The organism is Streptomyces amritsarensis (genome assembly GCF_001953875.1).
Classification (GTDB): domain Bacteria; phylum Actinomycetota; class Actinomycetes; order Streptomycetales; family Streptomycetaceae; genus Streptomyces; species Streptomyces amritsarensis.
Window position 1 is genome coordinate 84,738 of record NZ_MQUR01000015.1, and the last position, 14,410, is coordinate 99,147.

General features: G+C 72.1%; 11 protein-coding genes and 1 pseudogene. 5 read left to right on the forward strand and 7 right to left on the reverse strand.

From position 1 onward, the window contains the following. Window positions 1-62: 62 nt before the first annotated feature. From AVW11_RS09685 to AVW11_RS09695, 3 genes are all read right to left on the reverse strand, one after another. Window positions 63-3,083 (reverse strand): hypothetical protein, encoded by a 3,021-nt coding sequence (locus AVW11_RS09685; RefSeq protein ID WP_076043753.1) that lies wholly within the window; start codon window positions 3,081-3,083, stop codon window positions 63-65. Next, window positions 3,080-4,972, reverse strand: coding sequence for an HSP90 family protein (locus tag AVW11_RS09690; protein WP_076043754.1), 1,893 nt, complete (start codon window positions 4,970-4,972; stop codon window positions 3,080-3,082). The genes AVW11_RS09685 and AVW11_RS09690 overlap by 4 nt, the downstream gene beginning before the upstream one ends. Before the next feature lie 144 nt (window positions 4,973-5,116). Then, window positions 5,117-5,656 carry an RNA 2'-phosphotransferase gene (locus tag AVW11_RS09695; protein ID WP_030839453.1) on the reverse strand — a complete coding sequence of 180 codons (540 nt, stop codon included), beginning with the start codon at window positions 5,654-5,656 and terminating at the stop codon, window positions 5,117-5,119. A gap of 145 nt (window positions 5,657-5,801) precedes the next feature. On the opposite strand from AVW11_RS09695, the gene AVW11_RS09700 reads away from it, so the two are divergent. Then, window positions 5,802-6,629: an aquaporin gene (locus AVW11_RS09700; protein ID WP_079070421.1), complete on the forward strand. Its 828-nt coding sequence runs from the start codon at window positions 5,802-5,804 to the stop codon at window positions 6,627-6,629. A gap of 162 nt (window positions 6,630-6,791) precedes the next feature. On the opposite strand, the gene AVW11_RS09705 is transcribed toward AVW11_RS09700, so the two are convergent. The 4 genes and pseudogenes from AVW11_RS09705 to AVW11_RS09715 all read right to left on the reverse strand — a co-directional run bounded on the left by AVW11_RS09705 (window position 6,792) and on the right by AVW11_RS09715 (window position 10,582). Beyond that, window positions 6,792-7,706 carry a MerR family transcriptional regulator gene (locus AVW11_RS09705; RefSeq protein WP_030839456.1) on the reverse strand — a complete coding sequence of 305 codons (915 nt, stop codon included), beginning with the start codon at window positions 7,704-7,706 and terminating at the stop codon, window positions 6,792-6,794. A 10-nt stretch (window positions 7,707-7,716) separates the two neighbouring features. Next, window positions 7,717-7,869, reverse strand: a pseudogene (locus tag AVW11_RS39080) (metal-dependent hydrolase); the annotation flags it as partial. A gap of 53 nt (window positions 7,870-7,922) precedes the next feature. Next, the gene (locus tag AVW11_RS09710; protein WP_240528153.1) at window positions 7,923-9,713 is read right to left on the reverse strand and encodes an SDR family oxidoreductase; all 1,791 of its coding nucleotides are present in this window, start codon (window positions 9,711-9,713) and stop codon (window positions 7,923-7,925) included. Then, window positions 9,710-10,582, reverse strand: a complete 873-nt coding sequence (locus AVW11_RS09715; RefSeq protein WP_030839462.1) for a M24 family metallopeptidase — start codon at window positions 10,580-10,582, stop codon at window positions 9,710-9,712. The genes AVW11_RS09710 and AVW11_RS09715 overlap by 4 nt, the downstream gene beginning before the upstream one ends. A gap of 217 nt (window positions 10,583-10,799) precedes the next feature. Between AVW11_RS09715 and AVW11_RS09720 the strand changes: the two genes are divergently transcribed. From AVW11_RS09720 to AVW11_RS09735, 4 genes are read left to right on the forward strand one after another with little or no spacing between them, the layout of a single operon-like run. After that, a complete protein-coding gene (locus AVW11_RS09720) occupies window positions 10,800-11,789 on the forward strand; it encodes an ABC transporter ATP-binding protein (protein ID WP_076043755.1) in 990 nt (329 codons plus the stop codon). Continuing rightward, a complete protein-coding gene (locus tag AVW11_RS09725) occupies window positions 11,779-12,666 on the forward strand; it encodes an ABC transporter permease subunit (RefSeq protein WP_030839467.1) in 888 nt (295 codons plus the stop codon). The genes AVW11_RS09720 and AVW11_RS09725 overlap by 11 nt, the downstream gene beginning before the upstream one ends. Next, window positions 12,663-13,574, forward strand: coding sequence for an ABC transporter ATP-binding protein (locus tag AVW11_RS09730; protein WP_060177185.1), 912 nt, complete (start codon window positions 12,663-12,665; stop codon window positions 13,572-13,574). The genes AVW11_RS09725 and AVW11_RS09730 overlap by 4 nt, the downstream gene beginning before the upstream one ends. 21 nt (window positions 13,575-13,595) lie before the next feature. Further along, a complete protein-coding gene (locus AVW11_RS09735; protein WP_030839473.1) occupies window positions 13,596-14,315 on the forward strand; it encodes an ABC transporter permease in 720 nt (239 codons plus the stop codon). Window positions 14,316-14,410 lie beyond the last annotated feature (95 nt).

A 14,410-nucleotide genomic window follows, 5' to 3' on the forward strand; every position in this document is an offset into this window, starting at 1 on the left:
CGGTGGTCGCCGCTCCCGTACGGAAGCGGCGACCACCGGTGCTGGAAACCGCACCGGGCCCGTTACCCGGCCCGGCCCTTCAGCTGCGTGAGCAGCCTCTCCGCGGACGGCAGGAGCCAGTCCGGCACCTCGTCCTCGGCAAGCGCCCGGGCCTCCTCGATCAGCGCGGCGACGCGTGCCGCTCCCGCTTCGGCGTCGCCGCGTTCCTGCTCCGTCCAGGCCGCGTTGTTCAGGCACTGGAACCGGTCCCGCAGGTGGTCCGGGCCGAGCTCCGCGTAGGTGCGGCCGGAGCGGTCCCACAGCTCGATCTCCTCCCGGCGCAGTGCGTCGACCTGCGCCGGGCTCAGCGGGGTCGGCCGGGCATCGTCGATGTCCTCGTCCCCGTCGGCTTCCCGGGCGGTGGCGACGTACCGGTCGAGCACTTGCGCCAGCTGGTGCCAGGTCTGGGCGAGTTCGGAGCGCAGGGCGGGGGCTCCGGGATCGGCGGCGAGGGCCGCCTCCAGTACGGCCGCGGCCTCCCCCATACGCCCCCGGGCAAGGTCCACCGCCGGGGCGGTGATCTCCTCGCGCAGCCCCAGCCAGGCCAGGGAGCGCAGAACGCGCACCTCGGCGACGGGGTCGGCGCCGGTCCTGCGGTGTAGCTCCAGGGCCCGCTCGTAGGCGGCGACCGCCTCCTCGGCCAGCCCTGCGTCGTCCAGGGTGTCGGCGGCCGACTGCGCCAGGCTCGCCTGCGGGCGGGGGTCCTCCCAGCCCTTGGCCACCTCCGCCGCCAGCAGGTACTGCTCCGCCGCGGGGCGGAGCTCGCCCAGCCGGCGCAGCAGGTCGCCCAGGAACTCCCGTACGAACACGGTCTGGCCGTCGCCGTGTTCCAGTAGGTCCGGCAAGGTCGACTGCAGTACCTCTGCGGCCTCGACGGTGCGTTCGTCGTTCGCGTACGCCCTGACCAGGAGCAGCCGGGCCTGCGCGCCGCCGTCGGTCCCGAGGCCTGCCCGGTCGAACCAGTGGGCCGCGGTCAGCGCGTGCTCCGCGGCCTCCGCCGCTGTCCCGCCACGCCGCAGCAGGATGTCCGCGAGGGTCAGCCGTACGGCGCCCTGCGCCTCGGCGTCGGTCAGCTCGGCGGCATGCTCCAGTGCGGACCGCGCCGCCTGCTCCGCCTCCTCGGTGCGGTCCAGCGACATCAGTACCCCGGCCCGCAGCACCAGCGGGTCCACCGCCTGCCAGGGGCGGCCCGCCGTGACCGCCCGCGCGGCGCTGGTCGCGAGCAGCGGCAGGGCCCGCTCGGGGTCGCCCTGGGCCAGGGTCACCCGGCCCGACATCTCCTCGGCCTCCGCCACCACATCGGGTGCGGCTTCCTCGTGGGCGGCGATGAAGGAGGCCAGCTCGGCGGCGAGCTCACCGTGAGCGTGTTCCTGGCCCTCTTCGCCGGGATGGCCGTGTTGGTGGTGCCCGCCCGGCCCGGATGCCTCCACCGAGCGAAGGTATGACTCGAGGCGGATCGCCGACAGCTCCGCGAGGGCGATCCGCCGCGCCCGCAGCGGTTCGGCGTGGTCCAGTGCCTCGGCGGATCGCAGGGCGGCCCGCAGCAGTTCGCGGACTTCGGCGGGCGCGGCTGCCGACTGAGCGGCCGCGCCCGCCATCCGCAGCTCCGCGAGGGCCGCCCGCTCCGCGCGGCCGAGCACCCGGTACTCGTCCCGGACGGCGGCAAGGAGTTCGCGGGCCTCCTGGGCCCCGCGCCGCGCGGCGGCCAGTGCCTGCTGATCGGCGAGGTCGGCGCGGACCAGCGGATCCGCCGCCGGCTGCGCGTCCAGCCGCAGGGCCACCTCCGCCCACAGCGCGTCCGCACCCGGATGGCCCAGGTCCCGGGCGTTGCGGGCCCGCGCCACCAGTTCGGCGAAGCCGTTGGGCGTCGCCGCGTCCGGCGCCGGCACGGCGGGAGCGGCCTTTCCGGTGTCGTTGGTCGGCCGGGGCAGCCCGGTGCTGCGCACCCCCAGCGGCAGGTCCGCCGCCAGCGGCTCCCGGACGACCCGGGCGCGGAAGCGCTCCGAGACCCGTGCGGTGCCGTTGCGCGCGTCGAACTGGCCGGCGACGTCCAGGCAGCCCGCGTACAGCACCTCGTACAGCCCGGAGACGGTGCGGGGGGTGCCCTCGTAGGAGACGGCCGGGAGATCGCCGTGGCCCAGCTCCCGCAGGCGGTGCAGCAGGACGAGGATGCCGCCGTGGAAGGCCAGCCGGTCGTCGAGGTTCGCGAGGGGCGCCACGTGGGAGGCGTGTTCGGCGAGGATCTCCAGGCCGCGCGAGGTGTTGCCGGTGAGCGCGCAGAACTCGATGTGCTTGCCGACCGATGGCAGCAGGCTCTCGTTGCCGCGGGCCATGCGGTAGCCGCGCAGGTGGTTCGAGCGTGCCTCGTCGTTCCGGCCGAGCCGCAGCAGCGGCAGCAGCGAACTGGCGAGGACGCGGTGCGGCTCCTCGGCGCAGACCAGTTCCCCTGTGAGGACCGGCCGCCACAGTTCCAGGGCCTCGGCGTCGTCGCCCCGCAGGACGGCGTAGTGGCCCTGGCCCCCGAGTTCGCAGGCCTGGCAGTCGCTCATGTCGTCGCGTTCCGCCGCGAGCCAGCTCCGGAAGGCACGCTCGGCGCGCTCGTCGTCGCCCGTGGCATGGGCCAGCCACAGTTCGGCGTCGCGCACCGGCCGCTCGCTGTATCCGGCGAGCCGGTAGCGGCGCTCCATCTCCTCCAGCCAGCCGGTCGCCGACTCCAGCGGGATGCCGGGCGAATCGGCGATGGCGGTTGCCACCCACTTGAACTGCCAGAACAGCGAGTGGGTCTCCCATTCGGAGAAGGCGGCCGGATCCTTGTCGTACTCCTGCAGCAGACGCGCGAACGGTACGAGGATCTTCGGCGACTCGGAGCTGTAGAGGTAGGCGTTGATCAGGTTGTCCAGGGCCTCGCGGAACAGGGCCCGGTCGCCGACCGCTTCGGCCGCGCCGGCCAGTGCCTCGGCGTGTGCGTTGCGCGCGGCACCGTTCGGCGCCTCGCGGTTCTCCGCCAGTCCCCGCACGATCTCCTCGTGCGTCAGGGTCGTCACTTCTGGTCCTCCTCGCCGTCACGGGCGTCGGTGGGGTGCGCGGTGGAGTGCGTAGCCCACTCCAGGAGCCCGAGGAAGGCCCGGTTGAGCAGGGCGGAGTCGGCGGGTCGCAGGGGTCGCTGGGACATCAGCAGGGCCTGCCCGTACAGCGATTCGACGGCGGTGCCGGTCAGTGCCTCGTCCTGCAGACCGGAGATCCTGCGGATCAGCGGGTTGTTGTGGTTGAGGACCAGTCGCGCACGGGGCGCGGATCCACGCAGTGCCCCCAGGATGCCTGTCCACAGGGAGTCGGCGCTCTCCATCGCGGCGCCGCGGTCGCGTTCCTGGCGGGCCTGGCGGTCGTCCAGGTAGAGCGCGGGCACGGTGACGGGTTGGAAGGCGCGCAGCACCACGTCGCAGCTCTGGGCTTCGAGGCGGGTGCGCGCGGTGGCGAGGAAGGGCGCGAGTGCCAGCTCGGCCGCGGTGGGCACCGGGTCGAGGCGTTCGGTGACGGCTCCGGCGTCCAGCTCGGTCACCTTGAGCTCGGGACGTACGGAGGGCAGCAGGGCCAGCAGGTCCGCGTCGTAGGTGTAGCCGGCGTTGATGACGCCGAGGCCGTGGGCCGCGGCGATCGGCGCGATCTGGCGGAACTCCTCGACGGTGCGCGTGAAGTGTATGTCGGTGTGGGCCGCCGCGAACTCCTGCAGGCTCATCGAGCCGGCGCTGGTCTCGAACGGCAGCCACGGCAGCATCAGCCCCAGCAGTTCGGAGTCGTGCCGGGCCATGGACTTCACACCGAGGTGGTGGACCCGCAGAAACGCGGCCAGGCGCTCCGGATCGCTCGCCGCGAGCTCCGCGAGCCAGCCGCGGATGCGGGCGCCGAGGGCTTCCCGTACGGCGCAGAGGGTTTCGTCGTCGTACAGGTTCTCGCGGGAGGCGGTGGGGCGCAGGGTGTCCGTGTCGATGACGGCGCGGACGAAGAACGCCCAGTCCGGCAGCAGGTTGTCGGCCCGCTGCGTCAGCAGCATCCCCTTGAGGTGGACGCGGTGTCCGGCCCGGTGGGCGGGGCTGGTCGGGTCGGGCAGGACGTACGCCACCCCGCGCACGCCGGCGACCGGCAGGTCGAGGTCGATGCTGTCGAGCGGGGTGAAGCCGTAGAGCTCCGCGCAGTGGCCGGCCAGTGCGGCGCGGCGGGCGGCGGGGGTGGGGAAGGCGCGCTCCCACACGGCGGGCCGGTCGGTGACGGGGCGCGGCCCGCCGCCCTCGCCGTCCTCGAAGGTGATGTCGTAGGGGAGCAGGGAGCCGAAGTCGCGGGCCAGTTCCTCGACCTTGGCCGGGACGGTCCATTCCGCCGCACCGGGGCGGGCCTCCAGGACGACGGTGGTGCCGGGCTCGGGGCGGGCCGCGTGGGGCAGTTCGCGCACCGTGTAGGAGCCGTCGTCGGCGGCCAGCCATTCCACGGGTGCTGCCTGGGGGTCGCGGGCGGAGCGGGTGACCACCCGGATCTGGCGGGCCACGACGAAGCACGCGAGCAGCCCGATGCCGAATTGGCCGAGGAACTCGCTCCGGGTGGCCTCCAGGGCCTGGTCGTGGAGCCCGTCCCCGCCGGCCCGCTTGGAGCTGCGGCCGATGGTGGCGAGGAAGGAGTGGGCCTCGGCGGCGGTCAGGCCGATGCCGCTGTCCTCAATGGTCACCCGGCCGCCGGAAGCCGACAGCCGGATGCGGACCGGTGCCCCCGGGTCGACCGCCTGGCGCGCGGTGACCGCGTCCACGGCGTTCTGCAGCAGCTCGCGGACGTAGACGCGCGGGCTGGAGTAGAGGTGGTGGGAGAGGAGGTCCACCAGACCGCGCAGATCGACCTGGAAGCTGTGGTGTGCGGACATCGGCGGGGGCGTGGGTGTGGACGTCATGGGGCGTCACCTCGCGTGCATGCGTGAATGGTTCGGCGATCGCGAGGTCCCCCCCTCACTGATCCCGGAGTGGGACACACCTTAGGCGGATGGTCCGACAATCTCCGCGCGATTTCAGGCGTCCGCCAGGTGCTGCCGGCCGGGCTACTGGAAGCGCAGGAACTGCGGGGGCACGGCGTCGACCAGCCACACCCCGTTGGCGCTGATCCGGAAAACGTGCCCGGCCGCCCGCATCGCGCCGGCGTCGACGCTGAGGACGACGGGCCGGCCGCGGCGTGCGCCGACGCGGGTCGCGGTCTCCCGGTCGGGGGAGAGGTGCACGTGGTGGCGGGCCATCGGACGCAGGCCCTCGGCGCGGATCGCGTCGAGAGCGCCGGCGACGGTGCCGTGGTAGAGGTACGCGGGCGGTTCGGCCTCCGGAAGGTCCAGGTCCACGGCGACGGTGTGGCCCTGGCTGGCCCGGATGCGGGTGCCGTCGACGGCGAACCGCTGCTTGTCGTTGGCGGCCACGACGTGGTCGAGCTCGGCGCGGCTGAAGTGGAAACCGTGTGCTGCGGCGGCGCTCAGCAGATCGTCGATCTCCACCCAGCCGTGCGGATCGAGCACCAGTCCGATCCGTTCCGGCTGGTGCCGCAGGTGTTTCGAGACGTACTTGGACACCTTCACGGTGCGTCTTTCATCCATGGACCCCAGCGTGCCCGCTCGTGAGGGCCTCCGGCAGGGATTTTCGGCGCCCGTGCGGCGGGCGGCGGCCGATGGACGTCCCCTATCCTCATTCCAAGATGCGGAATACATTTTCCATTGTCGCTTCCACTCTGGGGGAGAAACCATGACAGCCCATACCTCTCTGCCACGCCGGGCGGCGGCCGAGCTGATCGGGACGGCCGGCCTGCTCGTCGTCGTGATCGGCTCCGGGCTCAAGGCCGCCGAGCTCAGCCCCGACACCGGCGTCGCCCTCCTCGCGAACTCGTTGGTGTCGGCCATCGGCCTCGGGCTGATCATCACCCTCTTCGGGCCGCTGTCCGGCGCCCACCTGAACCCGGTGGTCACCCTCACCTCATGGTGGGCCCGCCGGACCGGCGGCGAGGGACTCGGCGGCCGCGAGGTGCTCGTCTACGTCGTGGCCCAGACGGCCGGAGCCATCGGCGGCGCCGTCGTCGCGGAGGCCATGTTCGGTCGGACTCCGGGCACTTTCGCCACCCGGGTGCTCGACGGGGGCCACCTGCTCGCCGGTGAGGTTCTCGCCACCGCCGGCCTCGTCCTCGTGATCCAGGGGTTGGGGCGCACCGGGCGCGCCGGTCTCGTCCCGGCGGCGGTGGCGGCGTACATCGCGGCGGCGATCTGGTTCACCTCCTCCGGCTCCTTCGCCAACCCCGCCGGCACCATCGGCCGCAGCTTCAGCGATTCCTTCACCGGCATATCGCCCGGATCGCTGCCGGGCTTCGTCGCCGCCCAGCTCCTCGGCGGGGTCCTCGGTCTGGCGCTGGCGGCCTTCCTCTACGGGTCCCGGGCAAAGGACGCCGCCGCGCCCGGGGGCCCCGAGGTCCGCAAGGCCGAGCCGGGGCCGGGCGGAGCAGCCGTGCCGGCCGTGCTCCCCGGGGCGGGGCCGGTGGAGGGCGTCGGCCCCGACAGGACCGCGTACCAGACCATCGGTTGAGACGCCGTCTCAGTTGCCCACAGGAAAAGGGGACTTGTCCACAGCCGTTTGGGTGGGTTTTGACGGCAAACGCGTGATCCGCCCTGTGGAACCTGTGGACCGATTCCGTGGAGCCGCCACGGGTCACCGCGCCGTCGGCCGTCCCCCGGCGGGGCGTCCCCCCTATCGGTCGCCCCGGCGCGCCAGATCGTTCATCGTCCGGGCCTGGAGCTCCCGCTCCGTCGCGGCCCGCACGAACTCCGCCACGTGGTCGGCTCCGACCAGCTCCTGCACCGCCCGTACCGTCCCGGCCGGCAGCGCCACCGGCGAGGGCCCCGTCGGCTGCGGTCCCCCGGCCGCTCCCAGGTGCCGCTGGAGGTGCCGGGTCGCGAAGAGCCGCATCGCCCGGGCCAGCTCCGCGTCCACGGTCTGCTGGGCCAGCGGCCGCAGCCGCCGTACCATCGTCGCCGCCTCCGCGGCGTCCGCGTCCGTGGGCGGCACCTGCCCGAGGTAGCGCGCGAAGACGTGCTCGGTGGTGAACTCCAGGAAGCGCGAGGCGATGTGCTCCACCTGCCCCCGCAGTTCCCGGAGGTGTCCGGTGATGGCCGCGAGCGGCACCCCGGCCGCGTAGAGTTCGGCCGCCACCGCCAGCTCCTGCGGGGACGGCACCAGGAACTGGTCCGGGCGTCCCGGGATCCGCTCCAGCACGCCCAGCTCGCAGGCCTCGCTCACCGCCTCGTCGTCCGGCAGGCCGCCGAATCGTTCGTTCAGCTCGGCACGGCTGATCCGGGCCGCCTCCTCGTCGGTCCACGGCCCGTGCACCTCGGCGACCAGCCCCAGTACGCCGCCCAGCCCGCGCCCGGCGTCCCAGGCCTCCAGCAGTTCCTTGATGGAGGCCAGGGTGTAGCCGCGGTCCAGCAGGTCGGCGATCTGGCGCAGGCGCGCCAGGTGCGTGTCCCGGTAGACGTTGGAGCGGCCGCGCCGCTCCGGCTTGGGCAGCAGACCGCGGTCCTGGTACGCGCGGATCGTGCGCACCGTCGCTCCGCTGTGGTGCGCCAGATCCTCGATCCGGTACTCGGCTACCGCCTGATCGGACAATCCCGGCTCCCTACGACATCGCGGCTCGGCCGCCCGCGCCGGCTGCGGCCCGGGCGGCAGGTGAAGCCGCAAGGTACTCGACCGCCCTGCGCAGCGAGCCCCCCTGCGAGGGATGGTACGACCGCCGGAAGGAGCGGGGTATGGCCGTGCCGAGCTCTCTCCACGCCGTACCTCAGCCGGCGACCCGGCGCGGGACGACCGGACACGACCCCCCGTTCACAGCCGGGGCTCCAGGCGTGCGATGCGCCGCAGGACGCGCGGGGTGAAGCGGGACATCCACAGGGCGCCCTTGGACTCGGGCGTGACCGGCACCACGGCCTCGTTGCGGACCACGGCGCGCAGGATCGCGTCGGCGACCTTCTCCGGCGGGAAGTTGCGCAGGCCGTACAGCCGCGAGGAGCGTTCCTGCCGGCGCCTCTCCTCCGCCTCGTCCACCCCGGCGAAGCGCGACGTGGCGGTGATGTTGGTGTTGACGATGCCGGGGCAGATCGCGGAGACGCCGATGGACTTCGAGGCGAGCTCCGCACGCAGGCACTCCGACAGCATCAGCACCGCGGCCTTCGAGGTGCTGTAGGCGGGCAGGGTGCGGGAAGGCAGGTAGGCCGCGGCCGAGGCGGTGTTGACGATGTGCCCGCCCTGACCGCGCTCGGCCATCTGCCTCCCGAAGATCCGGCAGCCGTGGATGACCCCCCACAGATTGACGTCCAGGACCTTCTTCCAGTCCTCGGCCGTGGTGTCGAGGAAGGATCCCGACAGGCCGATCCCGGCGTTGTTGACCAGGACGTCGACGATGCCGTACTCGGCGGCGACCTTCACCGCGAGCTTCTCCATCGCCTGCTCGTCGCTGACGTCCACGCACTCCGCCCACGCCTCACGGGCGCCGACGAGGCGGGCCATGTCGGCCGTGCGCGCCGCGCCCTCCGCGTCCCGGTCCACGGCCACCACCCGTGCCCCCGCCTCGGCGAAGGCGAAGGCGGTGGCCCGGCCGATGCCGCTGGCCGCGCCGGTGATCAGGACCAGCTGGCCGCCGAAGCGGTCGGCGTACTTCGCCGGGGCCTTCTGCCCGAGTGCCCGCGAGGTCGGCTCCTCCCGGGCCGAGACGAAGTCGGCGATCCAGGAGGCCAGCTGGTCGGGCCGGGTGCGGGGTATCCAGTGCTTGGCGGGCAGGGTCCGCCGCAGCAGGTCCGGCGCCCACCGCTCCAGGCCGTCGTAGAGCCGCTCGGACAAGAACGCGTCCCCGGTCGGGGTGATCAGCTGCACCGGTACGTGGGCGTAGGCGTCGGCGCGCGGTCGGCGCAGCCTCGGGCGGACGTTGTCACGGTAGAGCCAGGCGCCGTGCGCCGCGTCGGAGGGCAGTGAGGCCGTCGGGTAGGAGCCGGCCGGCACCTTCTCGACGCGCTGCAGCATCGCGGGCCACCTCTTGCCCAGCGGTCCGCGCCAGGCGAGCTCCGGCAGCACGGGCGTGTGCAGCATGTAGACGTACCAGGACTTGGCGCCCTGTCCGAGGAGCTGCGCCGCCGCACGCGGGGTCGGCCGCGCCATGCGCTTCTTGATCCAGTGCCCGAAGTGGTCCAGGGACGGCCCGGACATCGAGGTGAAGGAGGCGATGCGCCCCTCCGTACGGCCGACCGTCGCGAACTCCCAGCCCTGCACGGAACCCCAGTCGTGGCCGACCAGGTGCACCGGCCGGTCCGGACTGACCGCGTCGGCCACCGCGAGGAAGTCGTCGGTCAGCTTCTCCAGGGTGAAGCCGCCGCGCAGCGGCTGCGGCGCGGTGGAGCGCCCGTGGCCGCGTACGTCGTACAGCACGACGTGGAAGCGGGTCGCGAGCCGCTCGGCGACCTCCGTCCAGACCTCCTTGCTGTCCGGGTAGCCGTGCACCAGCAGCACGGTCGGGCGGCCCTTCTCGCCGAGTTCGACCACGCACAGCTCGATCCCGCCGGTGCGCACCCAGCGCTCCCGCGCACCCGCGAGCTCCGCCGCTCCTGCTCCACTCATGCCGCTCATGCTGCCTTCTCCTCCTCGGCCCAGCGCCGCACGTGCGGCAGGTCGTCGTCGAGCCAGAACGCGCTCTCCTCGGGGTCCCGTGAGTCGGTGACCACGAGGATCTCCTCGAACTTCGCGCCGGTGCCCCGGAAGCCCAGATGCGGTTCCACCGCCCACAGGCCGGGCTGCGGCGGGTGGTCGGAGAAGTGGTACGGGCTCCACAGCGGGGACCAGCCCTCACGGTGCCCGTGCAGGGCGTCACCGGCCAGCCCCTTGAGGGACTGGGTGCCGAAGCCGAACACCGTCGGCGACCAGCGCCGCTCCCGCACCCGGTCGATCTTGTGGGCGATCACGCCGAAGGGGTAGGCGCGGTGCCGGTTGGCGTACCCCTGCCGGTTCATCAGCCGCTCGACGTCCTCGTAGATCTCGCGCAGGGAGCGGCGCTCGCGCACCTGCTCCAGGATCAGCGCCCGGTGGGCCTGCAGATCGGCCATCAGCCGGTCCTGCACCGGATTCAGGCCGAGGCTGCCCGAGTATCCGATGTCGGCCGAGAAGCCCTTGTAGACCGGCGCCATGTCGAGGATGAACGGCATGCCCGGCTCCAGCCGCCGGTTGGTCGGGAAGAACTGCAGCGGGATCCGGAAGTTCGCGAAGGCGGTGCGGTCCCCGAACCAGGCGAACGGCAGGTGGAACCAGTCCCGCACCCCACGCTCGCGCAGCCACTCGCGCTGCATGCGCGCGGCCTCGCGCTCGGTCACTCCGGGCCGCAGTCGGGCCGCGACGGCCTCGGCGCACTCGTAGGAGAGGCGCTGCACCTCTCTGAAACCGTTCAGGTCGGCGCAGAGCCGTCCGGAGTGCCGCGCGGTGCGTTGCCTGGTGTCCCCAGCCATGTCAGCCCGTCCATCCGTGTAGCCGTACGCGCCCGTAAGTTGACACTGATGAATGTGACAATGACCGGAGATCACGTCAAGGGTCGTGCGGGGACCTGTGGACAAAGTTGTCCGGTCCACATCAGCCTCCAGTACGGGCATGTACGCCTGAAGGCGGAGACGGGATCCAGCTCCAGGTCTGACGCCGCGCGAGAGCCGCGCCACTAACGTCGGATCCGTGACTGTCATCGCGACTGAAAGCCTGAGCAAGCGGTACCCCCGAGTGACCGCCCTCGACCGGCTCTCCCTGGACATCGGCCCCGGCGTGACCGGGCTCGTGGGCGCCAACGGAGCCGGCAAGTCCACGCTGATCAAGATTCTGCTGGGACTGTCCCCCGCCACCGAGGGCAGCGCCGCCGTGCTCGGCCTCGACGTCAATACGCATGGCAGCGCCATCCGTGAACGCGTCGGATACATGCCCGAACACGACTGCCTGCCACCCGACGTCTCGGCCACCGAGTTCGTCGTCCACATGGCGCGCATGTCCGGGCTGCCGCCGACCGCGGCCCGCGAGCGCACCGCCGACACCCTGCGCCACGTCGGGCTGTACGAGGAGCGCTACCGTCCCATCGGCGGCTACTCCACCGGCATGAAGCAGCGCGTCAAGCTCGCCCAGGCGCTCGTCCACGACCCCCAGCTGGTCCTCCTCGACGAGCCGACCAACGGCCTGGACCCGGTCGGCCGCGACGAGATGCTCGGTTTGATCCGCCGGGTCTACACCGATTTCGGCATCTCCGTCCTGGTCACCTCCCACCTCCTCGGCGAGCTGGAGAGGACCTGCGACCACGTCGTGGTCGTCGACGGCGGCAAGCTGCTGCGCTCCAGCTCCACCAGCGACTTCACGCAGACCACCGCGACCCTCGCGGTCGAGGTCACCGACTCCGACGCCCACCCGGACGGCACCACCGCGCTGCGCAAGGCACTGACCGAGGCGGGCCTGACCCTGCACGCCGGCGCGGAGCAGGGCCTGCCCGGCGCCGGCCACATCCTCCTCGTCGAGGCCACCGGCGAGCACACCTACGACACCATCCGCGACACCGTCGCGGAGCTGGGCATCGGCCTGGTCCGGATGGAGCAGCGCCGCCACCACATCGCGGAGGTCTTCCGCGACAACGACCAGCCCGCGTACACCGCTCAGCAGAAGGGAGCCGGTTCCGATGGCGCCTGAGACCTCGACGCAGATCCACAACATCGGCTACCGGTCCTACGACGGACCCCGGCTCGGCCGCGCCTACGCCCGCACGTCGCTGTTCTCGCAGTCCCTGCGCGGCGCCTACGGGCTCGGCCGGTCCGCCAAGTCCAAGGTCCTGCCGATGCTGCTCTTCGCCGTGATGTGCGTCCCGGCGCTCATCATCGTCGCGGTGGCCATCGCGGTGCCCGGCTCCACGGACCTGCCGATCAAGTACACGACGTACGCCCTGACCACCCAGGTGGTCATCGGCCTCTACCTCGCCTCCCAGGCGCCGCAGTCCGTCTCGCGGGACCTGCGCTTCAAGACGGTCCCGCTCTACTTCTCGCGGCCCATCGAGCGCGTCGACTACGTCGTGGCCAAGTACGCGGCCATGGCCTCGGCCATGTTCATCCTCACCGCGACCCCGCTGCTGATCATGTGGATCGGCGCGCTCCTGGCGAAGTTCGACTTCGCCGACCAGACCAAGGGATTCGGGCAGGGACTCGTGTCGGTTCTGCTGCTCTCGCTGCTCTTCTCCGGGATCGGCCTGGTGATGGCCGCGCTCACCCCGCGCCGCGGGTTCGGCGTCGCCGCGATCATCGCAGTGCTCCTGATCCCCTACGGCGCGGTCACCGCGGTGCAGGGCATCGCCTACAGCACCGGGAACGCCGGAGCCATCGACTGGATGGGCCTGTTCTCCCCGATCACCCTGATCGACGGCGTGCAGACCGCGTTCCTCGGCGCCACCTCCGCCTTCCCCGGCGGTGAGGGCCCCTCGGCCGGCATCGGCTTCGTCTACCTGCTCGTCGCCCTCGGCCTGATCGCCGGCTCCTACGCCGCCCTGATGGCCCGCTACCGGAAGGCCGGGCTGTGACCACCATCGACATCGACCACACCTCCCGCTGGTTCGGGAACGTCGTCGCCGTCAACGACGTGACCATGCGCATCGGTCCCGGCGTCACGGGACTGCTGGGCCCCAACGGCGCCGGCAAGTCCACCCTCATCAACATGATGGGCGGCTTCCTCGCGCCCTCCACGGGCACCGTCACCCTCGACGGCGCCCCGATCTGGCGCAACGAGCAGATCTACAAGCACGTGGGCGTCGTGCCCGAGCGTGAGGCGATGTACGACTTCCTCACCGGCCGTGAGTTCGTCGTCGCCAACGCCGAGCTCCACGGACTCGACGACGCGGCCGCGCAGCGCGCCCTCGCGACCGTCGAGATGGAGTACGCGCAGGACCGCAAGATCTCCACCTACTCCAAGGGCATGCGCCAGCGCGTCAAGATGGCGTCCGCGCTCGTCCACGACCCGTCCGTACTGCTCCTGGACGAGCCGTTCAACGGCATGGACCCCCGCCAGCGCATGCAGCTGATGGACCTGCTGCGACGCATGGGCCACGAAGGACGCACCGTCCTGTTCTCCTCCCACATCCTGGAGGAGGTCGAGCAGCTCGCCTCGCACATCGAGGTGGTCGTGGCCGGCCGGCACGCCGCCTCCGGCGACTTCCGCAAGATCCGCCGCCTCATGACGGACCGCCCGCACCGCTACCTGGTCCGCTCCTCCGACGACCGGTCGCTCGCCGCAGCCCTGATCGCCGACCCCTCCACGGCCGGCATCGAGGTGGACGTGAAGGAGGGCGCACTGCGCATCCAGGCCGTCGACTTCGGCCGCTTCACCGAGCTGCTGCCCCTGGTGGCCCGTCAGCACGGCATCCGACTGCTGACGGTCTCGCCCTCCGACGAGTCCCTCGAGTCGGTCTTCTCCTACCTCGTCACGGCCTGAAAGGAGCTGGCACCCATGTACGTGTACGACCCCACCGTTGCCCGGCTCACCTACCGGGCCCTGCTCGGTCGGCGCCGCGCGCTGATCCTCTTCGCACTGCCCGCCCTGCTGATCGTCATCGCCTGCGTCGTCCGTGCCTTCGTCGGTGTGGACGACAAGGTCGCTGCCGACCTCCTCGGGGGCTTCGCCCTCGCCACGATGGTCCCGCTGATCGGTGTCATCGCCGGCACCGGCGCCATCGGACCCGAGATCGACGACGGTTCCATCGTCTATCTGCTGGCCAAGCCGGTGAAGCGGCCGAAGATCATCATGACCAAGCTGATCGTTGCGATCGCCGTCACCATGGCCTTCTCCGCGATCCCGACCCTCATCGCCGGATTCATCCTCAACGGCAACGGCCAGCAGATCGCCGTCGCCTACACGATCGCCGCACTCGTGGCCTCGATCGCCTACAGCGCCCTCTTCCTGCTGCTGGGCACGGTCAGCCGGCACGCGGTCGTCTTCGGCCTCGTCTACGCCCTGATCTGGGAGTCGCTCTTCGGCAGCCTGGTCTCGGGGGCCAAGACCCTCAGCGTCCAGCAGTGGGCCCTGGCCCTGGCCGAGAAGGTTGCCGGGGAGGGGTACGTCGACGCCACGGTGGCTCTCCCGACAGCGTCGGTCCTGCTCGTCGTGGTCACGGTCGGGGCCACCGTCTACGCAGGCCAGAAGCTGCGCCGCCTGACGCTGGCGGGCGAGGAGTAGGACCGGCCGCAGCGCTCGCGCGCCTGTGCCCCGCCCGGCCCACCGGCCGGGCGGGGCACAGCTTTGCGGGTCATCATCGGTGCATGAGCGAGCGC

Bases quoted from the DNA above. Each gene is read 5' to 3' on its own strand.
- AVW11_RS09700 (WP_079070421.1), top strand. From the start codon at position 5,802: ATGACAGCCCATACCTCTCTGCCACGCCGGGCGGCGGCCGAGCTGATC.
- AVW11_RS09695 (WP_030839453.1), bottom strand. From the start codon at position 5,656: ATGGATGAAAGACGCACCGTGAAGGTGTCCAAGTACGTCTCGAAACAC.
- AVW11_RS09715 (WP_030839462.1), bottom strand. From the start codon at position 10,582: ATGGCTGGGGACACCAGGCAACGCACCGCGCGGCACTCCGGACGGCTC.
- AVW11_RS09725 (WP_030839467.1), top strand. From the start codon at position 11,779: ATGGCGCCTGAGACCTCGACGCAGATCCACAACATCGGCTACCGGTCC.
- AVW11_RS09690 (WP_076043754.1), bottom strand. From the start codon at position 4,972: ATGACGTCCACACCCACGCCCCCGCCGATGTCCGCACACCACAGCTTC.
- AVW11_RS09710 (WP_240528153.1), bottom strand. From the start codon at position 9,713: ATGAGCGGCATGAGTGGAGCAGGAGCGGCGGAGCTCGCGGGTGCGCGG.